At 61.8% G+C, this 19,490-nt stretch carries 11 protein-coding genes and 1 tRNA gene; 5 read left to right on the forward strand and 7 right to left on the reverse strand.

All coding sequences use genetic code 11. The features are described 5' to 3' along the window. Positions 1–59: 59 nt before the first annotated feature. From AC1AX7_RS05045 to AC1AX7_RS05075, 7 genes are all read right to left on the reverse strand, one after another. Positions 60–728, reverse strand: a complete 669-nt coding sequence (locus tag AC1AX7_RS05045) for a LytR C-terminal domain-containing protein (RefSeq protein WP_476508994.1) — start codon at positions 726–728, stop codon at positions 60–62. A 70-nt stretch (positions 729–798) separates the two neighbouring features. After that, a complete protein-coding gene (locus AC1AX7_RS05050; RefSeq protein WP_476508995.1) occupies positions 799–1,713 on the reverse strand; it encodes a 4-(cytidine 5'-diphospho)-2-C-methyl-D-erythritol kinase in 915 nt (304 codons plus the stop codon). 8 nt (positions 1,714–1,721) lie between these two features. Then, positions 1,722–2,645, reverse strand: a complete 924-nt coding sequence (gene rsmA, locus AC1AX7_RS05055; RefSeq protein ID WP_476508996.1) for a 16S rRNA (adenine(1518)-N(6)/adenine(1519)-N(6))-dimethyltransferase RsmA — start codon at positions 2,643–2,645, stop codon at positions 1,722–1,724. Positions 2,646–2,722: 77 nt separating this feature from the next. Continuing rightward, on the reverse strand, positions 2,723–4,225 hold the full coding sequence (locus tag AC1AX7_RS05060; protein WP_476508997.1) for an aggregation-promoting factor C-terminal-like domain-containing protein: 1,503 nt from the start codon (positions 4,223–4,225) through the stop codon (positions 2,723–2,725). 352 nt (positions 4,226–4,577) lie between these two features. After that, a tRNA-Thr gene (locus AC1AX7_RS05065) sits at positions 4,578–4,651 on the reverse strand. A gap of 162 nt (positions 4,652–4,813) precedes the next feature. After that, entirely contained in the window at positions 4,814–5,791 is a 978-nt protein-coding gene (locus AC1AX7_RS05070) for a DsbA family protein (protein ID WP_476508998.1), read from the reverse strand. Positions 5,792–5,956: 165 nt separating this feature from the next. Continuing rightward, positions 5,957–7,915: a serine/threonine-protein kinase gene (locus tag AC1AX7_RS05075; protein ID WP_476508999.1), complete on the reverse strand. Its 1,959-nt coding sequence runs from the start codon at positions 7,913–7,915 to the stop codon at positions 5,957–5,959. 299 nt (positions 7,916–8,214) lie between these two features. Between AC1AX7_RS05075 and AC1AX7_RS05080 the strand changes: the two genes are divergently transcribed. From AC1AX7_RS05080 to AC1AX7_RS05100, 5 genes are all read left to right on the forward strand, one after another. Then, the gene (locus AC1AX7_RS05080) at positions 8,215–11,106 is read left to right on the forward strand and encodes a glycoside hydrolase family 3 N-terminal domain-containing protein (protein ID WP_476509000.1); all 2,892 of its coding nucleotides are present in this window, start codon (positions 8,215–8,217) and stop codon (positions 11,104–11,106) included. Positions 11,107–11,572: 466 nt separating this feature from the next. Further along, positions 11,573–14,446 (forward strand): glycoside hydrolase family 3 C-terminal domain-containing protein, encoded by a 2,874-nt coding sequence (locus AC1AX7_RS05085; RefSeq protein WP_476509001.1) that lies wholly within the window; start codon positions 11,573–11,575, stop codon positions 14,444–14,446. 309 nt (positions 14,447–14,755) lie between these two features. Continuing rightward, complete coding sequence (locus AC1AX7_RS05090; RefSeq protein ID WP_476509002.1) at positions 14,756–15,925, forward strand: CTP synthase; 1,170 nt, start codon at positions 14,756–14,758, stop codon at positions 15,923–15,925. A gap of 485 nt (positions 15,926–16,410) precedes the next feature. Then, entirely contained in the window at positions 16,411–18,837 is a 2,427-nt protein-coding gene (gene gluB, locus AC1AX7_RS05095) for a beta-glucosidase GluB (RefSeq protein WP_476509003.1), read from the forward strand. Further along, a complete protein-coding gene (locus AC1AX7_RS05100; RefSeq protein ID WP_476509004.1) occupies positions 18,834–19,490 on the forward strand; it encodes a hypothetical protein in 657 nt (218 codons plus the stop codon). The genes gluB and AC1AX7_RS05100 overlap by 4 nt, the downstream gene beginning before the upstream one ends.

Genomic DNA, 19,490 nt, shown 5'->3' on the forward strand with positions numbered 1-19,490 from the left:
TACGGATGTGGCCCGCGTCATCGATATGATGCGGGCCACATCCGTCTATAGGACGGCCGTCAGCCTTCCGCGCCCTGCGCGGCGTTGGGGTCCGTGGCCTGGTCGGCGCCGGCGCCCTGCCCGCCGGATGACGGCAGGTCGGTCATCGAATCCGCTGCGACGCAGCCTTCGATGTCCTGGATCTTCGTGCCGGCCTCCGGAACATCCTCCAGATCCTTCAGATCTTCGAAGGTGGCGCCCAGCACCACGTCGATGACGGCATCCTGGCGGTCATCCATTATCATGACCGCGTCGGTGAAGTTGCTGGCCAGCGTATACGCCTGATTGATGGTATTGACGCCGAACAGGATCTGCGTGCGCTTGACGTTCGTGCTGGTGTAGTTGCCGACTTCCTGCATGCTGAATTCACGCAGCTGCAGCGCTTCGCTGACCGCGCCGGCGAAGCCGGAGAATGCGGTGCCGTTCAGCACCCGCACCTGGATGTTGTTGTTCTTCTCATATACGGCGTCGGAGCCGTCCCCGCCTTTGACGCTGCACGGAGCCGTCTGACCGTAGTTCGGCAGCACCCGTTCCGAAGTGGGCCGGCCCAGGCCCCCCACATGGAAGAAGAACAGCGATGCGATGACGAATATCACCGCAAGCAGCGCAGACGTAAGAAGAATCACGCTTTTCTGGCGGCGTTGTACATAGCGTTTGCGAGCCGTGCGCTCATCAAAGATCTGAGTCATGCCATTCCTCCATCCGGCAAGCAATTGTTATCACCATAGCGTCAAAGGATGACGCTGTCGGATGCCGCGATCATCGGACGACCGTGACGATCGGCTTCGCCGGAGCGGCGGCCGTGATGATGCGGTCGACGCAGCGATGCTCCTTCCAGACGTCACGTATCGCGTCGGCGGCGTCATCGGTCGCGAAGGCCACCACCGAAGGGCCCGATCCGGAAACGAACGCGTGTGCGGCGCCGGCCCGCAGAGCCGCATCGATCGCCTGCCCGCTGCGAGGATGCAGCGAGACGGCGGCGCGCTGCAGATGATTGTCGTCGCCTTCGCCCGCGCCCGTCACGTCAAACGTCGCATACACCTCCGGCGTGCGCAATTCGGCCTTGTATGCGCCGACCAACACGGTCCCCGCATATCCTTGCCGGCGCAAATCCGCCACGGCATCGCCGTCGTCCGACAGCATTTCGATGCGCTCGCCGAAACCGGTGCCGCGCGCATACCCGCCGGAAAGGCAGAACGGCATGTCGGCGCCCAATGTCGCGGCGACCTCGCGCAGCCGTTCGATCGGCCAATGCAATCCCCACAATTCATTCAAGCCGAGTATCGTTGCCGCGGCATCGGCGGAGCCGCCGGCAAGACCCGCGCCGACGGGAATGCGTTTCGTGATGCTGATCGACACATCGGGATCATGCCCGCAGGCCTGTGACATGGCGAATAGCGCCAGCACGGCGTGATTGCGGCGCATGTCGCTGCGTGAGGAGGCGAGGTCGCCCAGATGCGCGCCTTCCAATTGCAGCGAAAAGCCCGCTTTTGGCGGTTTCGCTTCGACGGTGACGGTGTCGTAGACGCCGATTGCGCAATACAGCGTGTCCAATTCGTGGCGTCCGCCCCATTCCGTGCGCGCTGTGCCGACATGCAGCGTCAGATTGGTTTTCGCGGGGCAGTCGACGCTGATGATGGAAGGAAGGTCCTGCATGGTGGATTTCGCGGTCATAATGCGCCTCAGCGATCTTCGCGATCTTCGACGGCACGCGCCAACGCGACGAATTCATCGATGGTCAGCGTTTCGCCGCGTCGCGTCGCGTCGATGCCGGCCTTGTCGAAGGCTTCGGCGGGAACGGTTTTCTTCAAAGCCGCATGCAGCGTCTTGCGACGCTGTCCGAAGGCGGCGTCGATCAGCTCGAACACGCGCTTGCGCAGTCGTTCCTCCGCCTGCGCATCCAGGTCGAGGCCGGCCAGCGGGCCTTCGCCGACGGCGTGGCGTTTGAACGAGACCAGCGCGGAATCGACGTTCGGCGCCGGCCAGAACACGTTACGCCCGATGTTGCCGGCCCGCCCGGCTGTGCCGTACCAAGCCAGCTTCACGCTGGGCGTGCCGTAGATCTTGCTGCCGGGAGTGGCCGCAAGACGGTCGGCGACCTCCTTCTGCACCATCACGAGGAAGGTGTCGAGATTGCCGAAGCGTTCCAGCAGCGTCAGCAGAATCGGCGTCGCCACGTTGTACGGCAGATTCGCCACAAGCGTGAAATGCCCGTCGCCATTGAAATCGGGCAGGTTTTCGGGAGTGACGGACAGCGCGTCCATATTGACGACGCGGAAACGGTCGAGCGCTTCCGGCATGTATTCGCCGATGGTGCGTGGAAGACGTTCGGCGACCGGCGGGTCGATTTCGACCGCGGTCATATGCGCGCCGGTTTCCAGGATCGCCAATGTCAGCGAGCCCAGGCCGGGGCCGACCTCCAGCACATGATCGCCCGCGGCGACGCCGGCTTCGCGCACGATGCGACGCACCGTACCGGGGTCGATGACGAAATTCTGGCCGAATTTCTTCGTCGGGCTGATGCCCGCGTCGGCGGCGATGCGGCGGATGTCCGCCGCGCCCAACAGACGGCCTTCGCCGGCTTCGTATTCGTTGGTGTCGGTCATGTCTTCTCTTTCCTGCCGTTTCTCGTCTGCTTTGTCATGTGCTCTATGCGGGTGCGGCCATGCGGGTGCGGCTGTCCTCAGTACCAGCCGACTTCTTCGGAATGCGCCCACGCTTTGGACGGCGAACCGTAGGCCTGGGCGATGTAATTCAAGCCCCAGTCGATCTGCACGGCGGCGTCGTCACGCCACAAAGCGCCGAACGTCGCCATTTTGTTCGCCGGCAGCGACTGGGGGATGCCGTATGCGCCGGAGTATGGATTCTCCGCATACCACAGCCACGACGATTCGCGCGTCCACAATTTGACCAGATCCGTCCAATTCTGACCGGTCCAGCCGTATTGGGCCGCCGCGCCTGCGGCATACGCCTGCGCCTGCGCGGGCGTCGGACGATAGAGGCGGTACTGCGACATGTCGACGCCGCCACCGGAGGAACTGCCATTATCCGTGGCGCCGCCGCTATCGCCGGTATTGCCGTCGGCGTCGCCATTGCCGGAATCGTTCGCGTTATCGGAGCCGCCGTCTCCGGCGTCGCCTGCATCATTGGCGGCGTCACCGCTGTTGCCGGCGTCGTTATCGGCGTCGCCTGTATTGTCGGTGCCGTCGTTCGCGTCATCATCGGCGTCGCCGCCGTCGGCCTCGCCATTGTCTCCGGCGTTGGTGCTGCCGTTTCCGTCATCACCTGTACCTGTGCCGATGCCGCCGTCGGCAGCGCCGCCGCTTGGCGTCGATGCGTCCGGCCCCACCGCGATCACCTGGTCGACGGCGATCTTCGTCGTGGTTTCGCCGGTCATCTTTTCGCTTTCGATCTCGCCATCCACATAGGTGACGTCATACATCTGCTGTACTTCGCCGTTTTCGCCCTGCCGGCGGATGACGACCTGGCCGGGCGCCAGAGCGGGGTCGACGATGGTGATGGTGCCGAACGGCACGGTTTTCGTGCGCGTCTCCTGGCCGTGCGTGACGCGGCGGACGCGCAGAACGGTCCCGCCGTCGTTCTTTTCGACGCTGACGCGATCCTCCCTGTTCAGCACGATGCCTTTGGAATCGAGGATCGAGGCCGCGGGAAGCTTGCCGTTCGGCGCGATCGAGCTTTTTCCGTCGGCGATGACCGTTACCGGACCGTCTTCGTTGATGGACAGGCCGCCGGTGAGCTGGTTGTACACGTTGTCGATATTGACGGTGATGCGTGAGGCCTCGATTTCGTTCGCTTCAAAGAATCCCAGCAGCTGTTCGGCGCTGGTCGCCACCGTCCAGAACGGCACTTCCGTTCCGTCTATCGTGATCGTCGTCTGATACGCGCTTTGCACCGTCACCACCGCATGATCGGCGAGCGTTTCGCCGGATGTGGAGACGACGACGTCATGCGTTTTGACGTCGACGTTCTGTTCGTCAAGCAGCCGGTCGATGCTCATCGCATACGTGGTCACCGTATCGGTTTCGCCGTTGACGGTAAGGGCCACCGTCTTACGTGCGGTAACGCCGAACGTGATGCCCGACGCCAGCACCAGAGCGGCGGCGCATGCGGCCACGCGGACGCGGCGAAGCATGACGAACCGTTGCGGAGTCCACCTACGCGCCATGACACCTCTTTCCAGCGGTCTGATTCAACGCACGTAATTGTATCGTGCAGGTCGCCGCCGCGCCTTACGAGTCGGGAAACACAACCATACCCGCACATCAGGCGCAAGGTTTTACGGAAAGATGCCTCCGGTGCGGGAATGGACGGGGAATGAAAGTAGAAGGGGTGCGGGAGAGAAGGGGATGTCCCGCACCCCATACGGACGAAGCAGGTTGGGGAACGCTTCGTCCGGTTACCAGAAGCCATGAGTTAGGGGGGAAACGGCTTCTGGATTTTGACTTACTCGGGGTAAGACTTGCTGCATGGCGGCAACCATGTATGTATCCATCATACGCGATTGTCTACATCAGGAGAGCCTCCTGTCGGGATCGAACCGACGACCTGCCGCTTACAAGGCGGCCGCTCTGGCCATCTGAGCTAAGGAGGCGCTTGTTCCCTGTTCCTTTCATGCGGTGAAAGGAACAGGGAACAGCTTACCAGCACCTATGACAAGGCCACAAACCGAATCGGATCGGCGGTGCGGGATGCTGCTGCCCCATGCCGTTCAGGCGGTCCGATGCCATCCGGAATCGCCTGAACGGCGTCGAAATCATTCCCCGGTCATATTGGAAATCGGCTCGCCGTCGGCGCCGATGGACGGCATCACATCGGCGTCGCCGACCTCATCGGAGGACAGGCCGATCGATTCCAGCAGGCCGTCGTATATCGTCATGCCGGCGGCGGCGACCTCGTTCAGATCCCAATGCGTGCCGTTGATGGTGAGCGTCGGCGTGGTCATCGACCCCTTGTAGCTGCCGCTGGTGTTCCACAGTTCGGAGCGCTTCGGCGTGTACAGGTTGACGGCGTCAAGCCAATCCTGATATTCGCGGCCGAACGCGGCGTCCGCCACTTGCGGTGAGACGCCGGCGTCGACCATCTGCTGCTTGATCCGGTCGTCGCTTACCGGCTCATAGGCGGAGCCTTCCTCCGGCTGGAAATCCTCGGCGTACAGGTTTTCGACGAAGGTCAGCAGATGCATCGGATCGTCGTCGTGGTCGGCGAGATACAGCGCGGCATTCGCCGCGCGACTGGAATATTCGTCGGTCGACAGGCGGTCCATGAACGACATGAAATGCAGTTCCACATTGATCTGGCCGGCCTTGACCATGTCCATAAGACCCTCATCCAGCGAACGATGCACGCTGCCGCAGCCGGGGCACATGAAATCCATATACAGCGCAACGGTCGGTGCGCCTTCCACCGGCGTGCCGTAGCCGTTCCGGGAAACCAGGATGCCGCCCTTGTCGTCGGCGCGCTCCGGCTTGACGGACACATTCTGCAGCTGGTCGTAGGCCTGTTCGATGGTGACGCTGTCGGTCGCATCGTCGGGATGCGTCGCACGATACACCGAAACCGCGCCGATGATGATCAGGATGGCGACGATGGCGAGGACGATGGCGCCGATCAGCGTCTGCTGCTTGCGCTCCTTCGCCGCCCGCTCGGCCTGCGCCTTCATCGCGGCGGCTTCGGCCGCGCGACGTTCGGCACGGGATTGGCGTTTTGCTGCTTTGCCTGGATCCTGTGGCATATATGGTCCTTTCCCATACGATTCACGCTCATGATAACGGAATGCTGGCATATCCGGATCGCGGCGGTCATTCGCGGATCATGCGCCGATCGTTCGCGGACACGCGCAAACGGAGAACGATTATCGCCGGTAGGACGCGCCTCATATGGCCTTGCCGCACGGCCTTCATACGGCCTTTCCGCGAAGCCGCCCCGCGCCCAATGCCAGCAGGGTTCCGCCGGGGGCGAAAGCCGCTGCCAGCCAGCCCGCCGCGCATGATGCCGCGCGAGCCAGTCCGGTTTGGGAAAACGTGCCATCGACGGGAACGGGCAACCGCACGGTCCAGCCGAACACCCCGATATTCCATATCGCATACGGCAGATGCAGCGCGATCATGAGAACGGCGAACAGCGCGGCGCCGACGCCGGCCATGATCAGCGCGCGCGTAACCGTAATGCCGGCGGCCCGTACGATATGCCATGGCAGCGCGCCGATGCGCAGCAGCCAGTCAAAACCGTGCTTCGCGCCGTCGACGCGGCGTTCCTGCCGCGCCAGCTGCGCGTCCACATTGCATCCGTACGTCGAGACGAGCCATACCGCGATCGCGGCGCACAGAAGGCCCCAATGCAGGCCGATCGCGCCGACGGCCATCACGGGAACCGCCAGCAGCAGACGCGGCAATGTGCTGCGCGACATGTAACGGTTTCTTGCGATGATCGCGGGATTCGGCGACGCCTGTGACGCCGGCGACGGCTGCGGCGGCGTCTGGGGCGTCCCGTATTGCGGGGCCGCGATTCGAGACGCGTCATATTGCGGAGGCTCATACTGCGACGCCATATATGCCGGACGGGAAGCGGATTCGGCGGCCCCGCACGACGGCGGCAATGCGGCGGTCCGCATCACAGCCGTCTGCGGCGGCGGGGATTGCGGCATGACCGAAGTCGCCGTGCCGGGCTTGGCGTTCCCGGCAGGCAATACCGACGTCGCCGCGGACGGCAACACCGATGTCGTGTCCGACGGCGGCGCCGCTGCAACGGCCGGCATCGCGGCGGTCGCGCAGGACATGGCGATTCTTGCGGGACGCGTCGCCGGCGCATCCGATATCGTATCGGCCATGGCGGCGGCGCGACCGACGTCGCTGTCATCGGTATCGTCATCATCGACGTCGACGGCATCGTCAATATCTTCGTTCCCCCATAATCGGCGCGGATTGTCTTCCGATGCGCCGTCAAAAGGGCGCATCATCCCCTCGTCGTCCGCCGCCGGCGCGTCTTCCGTGGTCTGCCAGGCGGCGGGATCAAGCGCATCCAACGAAATCATCCGCAGCAATTCATCCGGCGTGCAGCGCTGCGCGCGATCCGGATGCAGCGCTGCACGGAACGCCGCCATCGTGCGCGGCGGCAAGCCGGCCAGATTCGCATTGCCCGAAGCGGCGCGCTCCAGCACCGCCATCATCGGCTTCGTGCCGAAAACCGGCGCGCCGGTCGCCGCGAACGCCAGCACCGACGCCAGCGACCACCAATCGGTCGTCTCGTCGGAATCCGCGCCCTCGATGATTTCCGGCGCAATGAATCCCGGCGTGCCCATCACCAGGCCGGTGCGCGTCACATGGCTTTCGCCCTCGCCCATCGCAATGCCGAAATCCACCAGCACGGGTCCACTCGCGGCCACCATCACATTCGTCGGCTTGATGTCGCGATGCACGATGCCGGCCGCATGCACCGCCTTCACCGCGGCGATCAGCTTACGGGCCAGCCGTTCCAAATCATCGCCCACATAGCGGCCGTTCGCGGCGACGTCTTCGCGCAGATTCTTGCCCTCGATCAATTCGGTGACGATGAAGGCGAGGGAATCGTCCAATTCCATATCGACGATCGAACACACGCCGGGGTGGCGCACTTTCCGCAACGCCATCGCCTCGCGGCGCAGGCGCTCGCGGGCCGTGCGATGCTCCCGTTCGTCCTGCGCATCGTCCGATGAAAGCGAATCGCGCAGGATCTTCATCGCATACGTCTGCCCGCCGTCGTCGTGCACGCGCCAAACCGAGCCCATCGCGCCAGCCCCCAAGCGCGAAACCAGCGTATAGCCGCCCACGATCTGACCGGGCTCCAAATTCAAGGCATGCATATCGCTCATGGGCTCCATCCTAGCTGTTCGCGTTCTCGGCGCGGCATCATCGCGCGCGTGGACCGCGTCATCGGATATGCAGATTATGCGAGTGAAATGACAGGCTGTGCAGAGCATGATGCGACGGAAAAAGGAATCTGCTGAAATCGAAGCAGCGACATGAGGGCGTGTATGCGCAGCGATCCTCGATGGTGAGTCTGATCAAACACCACCCTTGGCGTCGTCGGAACGGGGCAGTGTTCCGCGATGCCTGCCAGGCGGCGATAGCGAAATCGCGGTCCGTGTCGTCGAAGTATCGAGAACAAGGAGGAGAAAAGATGCTCGGCATCAATTGGAGTGACGTGCTCAATGTCATTGCCTCGCTTACCCCTCAGCTGATCGCCATCGCCGTTGTGCTGGTGCTGGCGCTTGTGCTGACTTTCGCCGTCAACAAGAAGACGGTCAAGGAAGCGGCCACTCGTAAGCTGATCCATTCCGAATCCTGGCTGGTCTTCCTGGTCGCGGTCGTCGTGTCCGTGTCCATGATGCTGTACGGCCCGCTGGCAAGCCTGCTGAACAGCGCCACCGCCACCAGGTACGAACTGAGCGAAGCCACTGTCGCCAACGCAAGCGACCTGGCCAAGGAAATCCAGTCCGAAGCCATCACGATGCTGAAGAACGAAGACGGCAATCTGCCGTTGGCCGACAAGAAGCTCAACGTGTTCGGCTGGGCCTCCACCAACCCGGTCTACGGCGGCACCGGTTCCGGTTCCATGAACGCGAACTATGAGACCACCTCGCTGCTGGCCGGCCTGAAGGAAGCCGGCGTCGAGACCAACGCCGATCTGAGCAAGCTGTACACCGACTATCGCGCCGACCGCCCGGTCGTCGCCATGGCCGAACAGGATTGGACGCTGCCGGAAGTGCCGGCCGCACAGTATTCCGATTCCCTGATCGAAGACGCCAAGGCGTTCTCCGATGAAGCCCTGATCGTCATCGCCCGCGTCGGCGGCGAAGGCGCCGACCTTCCGAAGAACATGAAGGCCGAAGGCATCACCTACACCGACAACTCCACCGACTACGCCGACTTCGAAGACGGCGAAAGCTTCCTGGAGCTCTCCCAGACCGAACGGGACATGATCGACCTGGTCACCTCCAACTTCGACAACGTCACCGTTGTCTACAACGGCGCCAACACCTTCGAACTGGGCTTCGTCGACGAGTACCCGCAGATCAAGTCCGTGCTGTGGTGCCCGCCGGCAGGCCAGACCGGCTTCTCCGCTCTGGGCGATGTGCTCGCCGGAACGACCAACCCGTCCGGCAAGACCTCCGACACCTTCGTCAAGGATCTGACCCAGCAGCCGAGCTACAACAACGCCGGCGACTTCAAGTACGAAAACATGACCGAATTCGGCACCGAGAACTTCGAGGAAGGCGAAACCTCCCCGGCGTTCGTGGACTATGTCGAAGGCATCTACGTCGGCTACAAGTTCTATGAGACCGCCGCCGACGAAGGCGCCATCGATTACGATGCCGTCGTCCAGTATCCGTTCGGCTATGGCCTGAGCTACACGACCTTCTCCCAGGAAATGGGTGATGTGACCTACGCCGACGGCACCGTCTCCTTCGACGTGACCGTGACCAACACCGGTGACGTCGCCGGCAAGGACGTTGTTGAAACCTACTTCAACCCGCCGTACACCGACGGCGGCATCGAAAAGGCTTCCGCCAACCTGGTCGCCTTCGAGAAGACCGACCTGCTGGAACCGGGCGATTCCCAGACCATCACCATCGAATTCGATGACGACGACATGGCCTCCTACGACGACCGGGACGCCAAGGCTTGGGTGCTGGAATCCGGCGACTACGAAATCTCCATCCAGTCCGATTCCCACACGACGATCGCCGACGCCACCGTCAACGTGCCGGAAACCGTCACCTATGATTCCGACGACAACACGCATGATGGCGACGCCGTCGCAGCGACCAACGCCTTCGACGACGCCCGTGGCGATGTGACCTACCTGTCCCGCGCCGACGGTTTCGCGAACTATGCCGAAGCCACCGCCGCCCCGACGAACTACACGCTGTCCGACGAGCTGAAGGCCACCTTCTTCAACGCTTCGAACTACGACCCGACCGTGTACGACAACGATTCCGACGAGATGCCGACCACCGGCGCAAACAACGGTGTTCGACTGGCGGATCTGACCGGCAAGGATTATGACGATCCGCTGTGGGATCAGCTGCTCGACCAGCTGACCTTCGAAGAGATGGACAACCTGATCGCTTTCGGCGGCTACGGCACCCAGGCCATCGACTCCATCGGCAAGGTCGCCCTGACCGACGTCGACGGTCCGGCCTCGCTGAACAACAACTTCACCGGCGTCGGCTCCATCGGCTTCCCGTCCTCCACCTCCGTGGCCTGCACCTGGAACAAGGACCTGGCCCTCCGCTTCGGTGAAGGCATCGGCGATATGGCCCATGACATGCACGTCGCCGGCTGGTATGCCCCGGCCATGAACATCCACCGCAACGCCTTCGCCGGTCGTACCTTCGAGTACTTCTCCGAAGACGCCACGCTCTCCGCGGCCATGGCCTCCCAGCAGGTCGCCGGCGCCGAGTCCAAGGGCGTGTACGCCTTCATGAAGCACTTCGCGCTGAACGATCAGGAAACCAACCGTCTGAGCATGCTCAACACCTGGTCCACCGAGCAGGCGATCCGTGAGATCTACCTGAAGCCGTTCGAGGCCTCCGTGAAGGAAGGCGGCACCGGCGCGGTCATGAGCTCCTTCAACTACATCGGCACCGAATGGGCGGGCTCCCACTCCGGACTGCTCAACACCGTTCTGCGTGACGAATGGGGCTTCCGCGGCATGGTCCTGACCGACTACTTCGGCGGCTACGGCTACATGGACGCCGATCGTGCGATCCGCGGCGGCACCGACCTGATGTTGGCCACCACCGACATCACCAACCACATCGACGACAAGTCCGCCACCTCGGTGATCGCGATGCGCACCGCCACCCACAACATCCTGTACACGGCCGCCAACAGCTGGCTGTACGCGGATGGCGAGCCGGAAGTCGCAACCCCGATCTGGCAGACCATCACCTACGTGGTGTGGGGCGTGACCGCGGTTCTCGTCATCGGTCTGGAAGCGCTGACCATCAAGCGTTACATCGGCCGCCGCAAGGCAGCCAAGGATGCCGCGAAGGTCGAAGCCTGATCCGGTAGCCCTTCCTGGCATAAGGTGATCGCCGCGGCTGCGGAAACGCCCCGGTGACTACCTTCGGCACAAGCGGGCCGGCCATCCCGATGGATGGCCGGCCCGCTTTTCGTATCCCCGCTTTCCCAGTTGTCGGTCCCCCGCGTGTCGCCGCGACAGGTTATGCATCGTGAACGACAGGTTATCGGACGGGGACTGCATATCCCGAAGCCCGCGACGCATTGCGGCGATATATGATGCATCCGCAAATCATTGGAAAATAGCGGAATTTCATATCATGTACGACAAAGGCATGCAATCGTCGCATGGCTGGTCATGCGGCCTGGGCATTACCGCGGAACGTTCTTTTCTTTGACAATGAATGGCGTCGGACGCATCCACAACAGCGTGGATACAAGTAGCGGAAGATCGCTACGGAATCCGCGCAGATGCGAATTTCAGGAAGAGGATCAAGGAAAGGATCGCCATGCTGGAAATCAACATGGATGACGTCAAGGCCGTCATCCAGTCGATTCAGCCCCAGCTCATCGTCATCGCAGTGGCGTTGGCCCTGGGCATTGTGCTTACCGTTGCGGTCAATCGCAAGACCGTGGCGGAGCGGCGGGTACGCAAGCTCGCTCATTCCACCAGCTGGATCATCGTGGCCGTTGCCGCGATCGTCTCCGTCAACATGATGCTGGTGGGGCCGCTGAGCAACATGCTCACCATGGCCACCGCGCAGAAGCAGGAGCTGACGCAGGAGACCATCGACAAGACCAATCAGCTGGCCATCGACATCGAACGCGAAGGCATCACCATGCTGCAGAACAACGATGGTATGCTGCCGCTCGATGCCGGCAGCATCAACGTGTTCGGCTGGGCCTCCACCAACCCCGTGTACGGCGGCACCGGCTCCGGTGCGCTGTCCGATGCCTATCCGACCACATCGCTGTTGGACGGCCTGCATCAGGCCGGCTTCAAGACCAATGAGGAGCTGAGCTCCTTCTACACCGATTACGCCACCGAACGCGGCGTCATCGCAGTCACCTCCGCCGACTGGACGCTTCCCGAGCCGGCCGCCGCGACCTACGGGGACGATCTGATCGCCAATGCGAAGGATTTCTCCGACACCGCGATGATCGTGCTGGGGCGCTTGGGCGGCGAAGGCCTTGACCTGCCGACCGACATGAACGCCGAAGGCGTCACCTACAACGACAACTCCGCCGACTACAAGGACTTCGAGGAAGGCCAGCATTATCTGGAGCTCAGCCGTTCCGAGCGCGACATGATCGATCTGGTCACTTCCAACTTCGACGACGTCGTGCTGGTCTACAATGGCGCGAACGCTTTCGAAATGAGCTTCCTCAACGACTATCCGCAGATCAAGTCCGTGCTGTGGGCCCCCCACCCGGGCCAGGCCGGCTTCGCGGCGCTCGGCGAAGTGCTCTCCGGTGAGGTCAATCCGTCCGGCAAGACCGCCGACACCTTCCTGACCGATCTGACGGCAAGCCCGAATTGGAACAATTTCGGCGCCTTCCAGTACGACAACGTCAGCGAGTTCGAGATCGACTCCGCCCGCGGCCTACGTTCCCCGAAGTTCGTGAACTATGTGGAGGGCATCTACGTCGGTTACCGTTTCTTTGAGACCGCCGCCGACGAGGGGCTGATCGACTACGACGACGTGGTGCAGTATCCGTTCGGCTACGGCCTGTCGTACACGACGTTCTCGCAGGATATGGGTGATGTGACGTATGCCGACGGCACGGTGAGCTTCGACGTGACCGTGACGAACACGGGCGACGTGGCCGGCAAGGACGTCGTCCAGGCGTACTTCGACCCGCCGTACACCGACGGCGGCATCGAGAAGGCCTCGGCGAACCTGGTCGCGTTCGAGAAGACGGACCTTTTGGAGCCGGGCGAGTCCCAGACCGTAAGCGTTTCGTTTGATGACGACGACATGGCATCCTATGACTATCAGGATGCGAAGGCGTGGGTGCTGGAGGCCGGCGACTATCAGGTCTCGATCAACGCCGACTCTCACGAGGAGATTGCTTCCGCGACCGTGAACGTGCCGGAGACCGTCACCTATGACACGGAGGGCAACACGCACAACGGCGACGCGGTCGTGGCGACGAACGTGTTCGACGACGCCCGTGGCGACGTGACGTATCTGTCCCGTGCGGACGGTTTCGCGAACTATGCCGAAGCCACCGCCGCGCCGACCGATTTCAGCATGTCCGACGAGTACAAGGCCACGTTCTACAACAACGGCAACTATGATCCGGCCGAGCATGACAATGCGGATGATGAGATGCCGACCACCGGCGCCGACAACGGCCTGCGTCTGGTGGACCTGCGCGGAGTGGATTATGACGATGCGCAGTGGGACCTGCTGCTTGACCAGCTGACCTTCGACGAGATGGACAATCTGATCGCGAACGCCGGTTACCAGAACGCCGCCATCGAATCGATCGGCAAGATCCGTCTGTCCGACGTGGATGGACCGGCCGCGTTGAAGGACAACTTCACCGGCGTCAGCTCCATCGGCCTGCCCGGCAACATCGTGGTGGCATGCTCCTGGAACAAGGACCTGGCCCGCCGCTTCGGCGAAACCATCGGCGATATGGCCCACGAGATGAACGTGTCCGGCTGGTACGCCCCGTCGGTGAACATCCACCGCAGCGCGTTCGGCGGCCGTAACTTCGAATACTTCTCCGAAGATCCGGTGCTGACCGGCGATCTGGCCGTCGAACAGGTGCTCGGCGCCGCCGACCGTGGCGTGTACTCCTTCACGAAGCATTTCGCGCTCAACGAGCAGGAGACCGAACGCAACGGACAGCTGTGCACCTGGTCGAACGAGCAGGCGATCCGCGAAATCTACCTGAAGCCGTTCGAAACCATCGTGAAAGCCGACGGCGACGCCCAGGCGATGATGGGTGCCTTCAACTACATCGGCAACACCTATGCCAGCGCCCATGTCGGCCTGAACCAGACGGTGCTGCGTGACGAGTGGGGCTTCCGCGGATTCCTCGAGACCGACTACTTCGGCGGTCCGAACTACTCCTATCAGAACGCCGATCAGATCATCCGCGGCCACACCGACGCGATGCTGGCGACGACCGAAACGACGAACCATGTGACCGACGATTCGGCCACGTCGGTGATCGCCATGCGTGATGCCGCGCACAACATCCTGTATACGGCGGTGAACAGCTGGCGGTATGCGGATGGCGAGCCTGACGCGGACATGCCGTCATGGCAGATCGCGACGATCGTGGTCGACGTCGTTCTGGGCGTGCTGCTGGTCGGCCTTGAAGTTCTTGCAGTGAAGCGATTCCTCGCTCGCCGCGCGAACCGATAGCCTTACCTCCTCCCGATAACAAAGGTCACGGTATCCCTGCCCGGATACCGTGACCGTTTTCGTATTCCAGCCGGAAATGTCCAAAAGTGCCGTCTTCAACGAGGCCACTGCGCAAGAAGTGATGTAAAGGCCGTCTGAAACGTCCGATTTTGGGCAGTGTCTTCGTTGAAGACGGCACTTTTGGACATAATCAGAAGTACAAGCGGCTGAAAACAAAGGACAAGCGGCCGCGGAAGCCGTTTGCAGGAGTCCGCATCTGCTACGTCCCAATCAAGTTATCCACAATGGCCGCACAAGATGGCATGCTGCATGATCGTTGCAATATCAAGGGAATCTCGGCATCAATTTCAAGCGCGGCCTCAACCGGGCATCGCAACACGCCGGCATCCTCGTCCATTCGACCACAGTCCCGCTTTTCGCTTGCCCAACATCCCCTTTGCCCTCCACCATAGTGATATGAGCGCGCAGCAACGATTGACGGCAATGATTGCAGAGGCGGAGCGGGAGCGAAGATGCTTCTCCGTGCAGCATAGTGCTGACCGTCATGCAGTGTGCCGTCGTTTGAAGAACGGCCAGCTGACTGCGGCCTACAAAAATACGTATGCCCGCACCGAATATTGGAATGCGCTGAATCCTGTCGACCGTACGCTGCACATCGTTCGCAGTATGGCTATGCGATATCCGCAAAGGGTTTTCGCAGGCAGCAGCGCGGCGGCAATATTCGGTTGGGAACAGCCCTGGTCGCTGCATCGGTCGAACAATATTTATATCGCGGTGGAGAAATCATATCGAGAAAAGCGCTCGCGCGGCCAGCTGAAACGGATATATGTGAATTCGTTGGCGAATCATACGATGACGTGCTCCGTTGCCGGTCTTCCATGCGAGATGCATATGACTTCACCTGCGCGAACATTGGTGGATTGCGGATTGCTGTATTCGTTTGCGGAGGCATTGCCGATATTCGATTCGGCGCTGCGCTTGCAGGCGGCGACCGCAAGCGAGGTCGTAGACATATGCGATCGCCTGAAATGCGACTGCGGGCCGGTTTTTCGTTTGCTGCATTATGCGGATTCGGCCAGTGAGAACGGCGGGGAATCGTTGTGTCGTGCGATGATCATCGAATTGGGATTTGCCGTACCGCAATTGCAGCATGTTTTCGTCGATCCGAATAATTCCTATGACAGGGCGCGCGCCGATTTCGTATGGCATACGCCGGATGGGCGCATTATTGTGCTGGAATATGACGGGATGCGCAAATATGTTGACCCCGCAATGACGAAGCGGCGTGATGTGGCGCAGGTGGTGGGCGAACAGCTGCGGCGCGACGAATTATTGCAGCGTGCCGGTGTCGGCGCAATCATTCATGTGACTTATGACGATGTCGTTGGCGGCGCCGCGCTTGCAGCAAGGCTTGAGCGTGCCGGCGTGCCGGATCTGCAACATTTGTCGCCGTATGAGCGGGTTGGGTATTCGGTGTAGGCATCGCTTTCTCGAGGCCTCTTATGTGTTGTTTGATTGCGCGGCCTCAAAATTTGACGGTTTTCCATGTTGTGTGCATTTGGCGGATGGGGAAACGTCCAAAAACGCAGTCTTGGACGAGGTCACTGCGCAAAAAGTGATGTAAAGGCCGTCTGAAACGTCCGATTTCGGGCAGTGTCTTCGTTGAAGACGGCACTTTTGGATGTTTCAAGGTTGGCTGGGATGAGGTTGGTGAGAGACGACGGATGATTGGATGAGTCTGGATCGATGACTGGTCAGGACGGGGTCGGCTGGGGTTAGGCGGATATCGGGGTGAGGTCGCCGTCGCGTCTGTCATCAACCAATTGTGCGACCAAAATGACAGGTTGTGTAATTCTTCCTTTATTCCGCCCGCAATCCTGATTGAATCAGAATAGCGGCGGAATCGCGTGCGATGCAGCATCGCGGCTTCGCACCGACAGATAGTTCAGTGCAAGGGAGAACGAATGGAATTGGAAGAGCTTTCGGTTGTCGAGAAAGCCGCCATGCTTTCCGGTGCGTCCGAATGGGACTCGCGCGGCAGTGATAAGGCCGGCATTCCAAGCTTTGTCATGAGCGACGGCCCTCACGGCGTACGTCGCCAGCTGGGCGAAGGCGATCACCTGGGCCTGGGCGCCTCCAAGCCGGCCACCTGCTTCCCGACCGCGGGAACGGTCGCAAGCTCCTGGGACCCGGAATTGGCGCAGACCATGGGCGAGGCGCTGGGCAAGGAGGCGCACGACCTGGATGTGAACGTGCTGCTTGGCCCGGGCCTGAACATCAAACGTAATCCGTTGTGCGGCCGTAACTTCGAGTATTATTCCGAAGACCCGATCGTGGCCGGCCGCATGGCCTCCGGTCTGATTCGCGGCATCCAGTCCAACGGTGTGGCCGCCTGCCCGAAGCATTTCGCCGTCAACAGCCAGGAGCTGCGCCGCCAGGCCAGCAATTCCGTGGTCGACGAGCGCACGATGCGCGAAATCTATCTGACGGCCTTCGAAATCGCCGTGCGTGAAGCCAATCCGCTGACGATCATGACCTCCTACAACGAGATCAACGGTGTGTACGCGCACGAAAACAAGCATCTGCTGCAGGATATCCTGCGCGACGAGTGGGGCTTCGACGGCATGGTCGTCTCCGACTGGGGCGGCTCCAATTCCGCAGTCGCGGCGGTGAAGGCCGGCGGCTCGCTGGAGATGCCGTCTCCGGGCTACACCTCCGTGCGCGAGCTGGTCGGTGCCGTCACCGCCGGCACGCTGTCCGAGGCCGATCTGAATGCACGTGCCGCGGAAGTCGCGAAGATCGCGAAACTGACGAAGACCGAAGGCGTCGGCCGCGACGATCTGCTGACCGATGCCGTGGCGAAGTCGCATCACGAGATCGCCCGCCATGTCGCCGAGAACGCCAGCGTGCTGCTGAAAAACGAGGGCGCGACGCTGCCGCTGAAGAAGGGCGTTCGCGCCGCGGTCGTCGGCGACATGGCGAAGGTCGCGCGCTTCCAGGGCACCGGCTCGTCGAAGGTGAACGCCACTCGCGAAGAGAATCTGCTCGACGAACTGAGCAATAGCGATGCCGTGGCCGTCACCGGCTACAGCCAGGGCTATGACCGCCAGGGCGCCGCGAATCCTGCTCTGATCGACGAGGCCGTCACCCTGGCCTCCCGCAATGACGTGGACGTCGTGATCGCAGTCGTCGGTTTGGACGAGCGCAGCGAATCCGAAGGCCTTGACCGTTCCACGATGGCCATTCCGCAGGTGCAGAACGACATGGTCGAAGCCTTGAAGAAAGCCGGCAAGCCGATCGTCATCGTGCTGGTCGCAGGCTCCCCGGTCGAACTGCCATGGCTGAACGATGTGGACGCAGTGCTCTATATCGGCCTGTCCGGCCAGGCCGGCGCCTCCGCCGCCGTCCGCGTGCTGACCGGTGAGGTCAACCCGTCCGGACACCTGGCTGAAACCTGGCCGATGCGCTACGAGGATTGCCCGAGCGCCGGCTGGTATCCGGCGATCGGGCGCGACGCGATCTACCGCGAAGGCCCGTTCGTCGGCTACCGCTACTACGAGACGGCCGACGTGCCGGTGCGTTTCCCGTTCGGCTATGGCCTGAGCTACAGCACGTTCACATATGCGAACATGACCGCCGACGAAACCGGCGTGGAATTCACCGTCACCAACGATTCCGACGTTGCGGGCGCCACCGTCGCCCAGCTGTACGTGAAGGGCGCCGAAGGCGGCGTGCTGCGTCCGGCCCGTGAGCTGAAAGGCTTCAAGAAGGTCTGGCTGGAGGCCCACGAGAGCAAGACCGTGCGCATCGAATTCGATCGCTACACGTTCCGCCATTTCGACGTCGCATCCGATGGCTGGAAGGTCGAATCCGGCATCTGGACGCTGATGGTCGGCGACAATGCGGAGAATCTGCCGCTGCAGACCCGTTTCGCGGTCGCCGGCGACATCGACGCGAAGCCGTCCGATCCGGCGCTGGGCGCATATCTGACCGGCCGCGTCAAGGAGGTCACCGACGCCGAGATGGCGACGTTGTTCGGTCACGAAGTCATCGCCCCGGGCAAGCCGGTGACGTTCGGCGTGAACGACCCGATCTCCTCCTGGGTCGACTCCAAGGGGTTTGTGGCCCGCACCGTCGCCAAGACCTTGGTAAGCCGTGAAGCGAAGGTCCGGCAGAAGACCGGTTCCCCGGATCTGAACACGTTGTTCATCTTGAACATGCCGCCGCGCGCCATGAGCAAGATGACGCAGGGCATGGTCGACTCCGCAATGGTCGATGCCATCGTCCGGATCGCCAACGGGCACACGTTCCGTGGTCTCGGCGGCGTGATTGCGGGATTCTTCCGCAACCAGGCAGCAAACAAGCGCACAGCGAAGGAGCTTGAGAAATGAGTGAGAAGAACAATCAGGAAACCGTGAAGAAGGAGAGCTCCAACGCGCTCGTCGCGTGGTGGCTGGGCGTATGGGGCAAGTTCTCCCATGACCATCCGGTGCTGGCGAAGTGGGTCTATCAGATCTTCTACTTCTTCGTGTTCAGCATGGGCGTGACGATTTTCCAGTATCTGGTGTTCACGTTCATGCCGCCGCTGCTGGGCAAGGGCCTGGCCGGCACGGAATTCATGTGGCCGCAGATCGACATGAACCTGTTCGGCGTGGAATTCACGTGGAGCCTGCTCGGCTATAACGTCATCTACGATTCGGCCGGCGCGGTCGTCATCGGCGGTGGCCTGGGCTATTTCATCAGCTATGAGGTCGGCTCGTTCCTGGCTCAGTGCATCAACTTCCCGCTGCAGCGCAACATCACGTTCAAGAGCCACGGCAACCCGGTCTACCAGGCCATGTGGTACTTCATCGCCTGGATCGTGATCTCTCTGATCTGCAACGGCTTCAACAACCTGTGGATGCCGATCGCTCAGGCATACGTGCCGCTGGCTGTGTATAACCTGCTGGTCACGTTCATCACCGGCGGCGTTTCGATGGTGATCTTCTTCTTCGTCTTCAAGATCATCTTCCCGGAAGGCGAACCGGAGAAGAAGAAGGCCTGA

The organism is Bifidobacterium sp. LH_449, assembly GCF_056356755.1.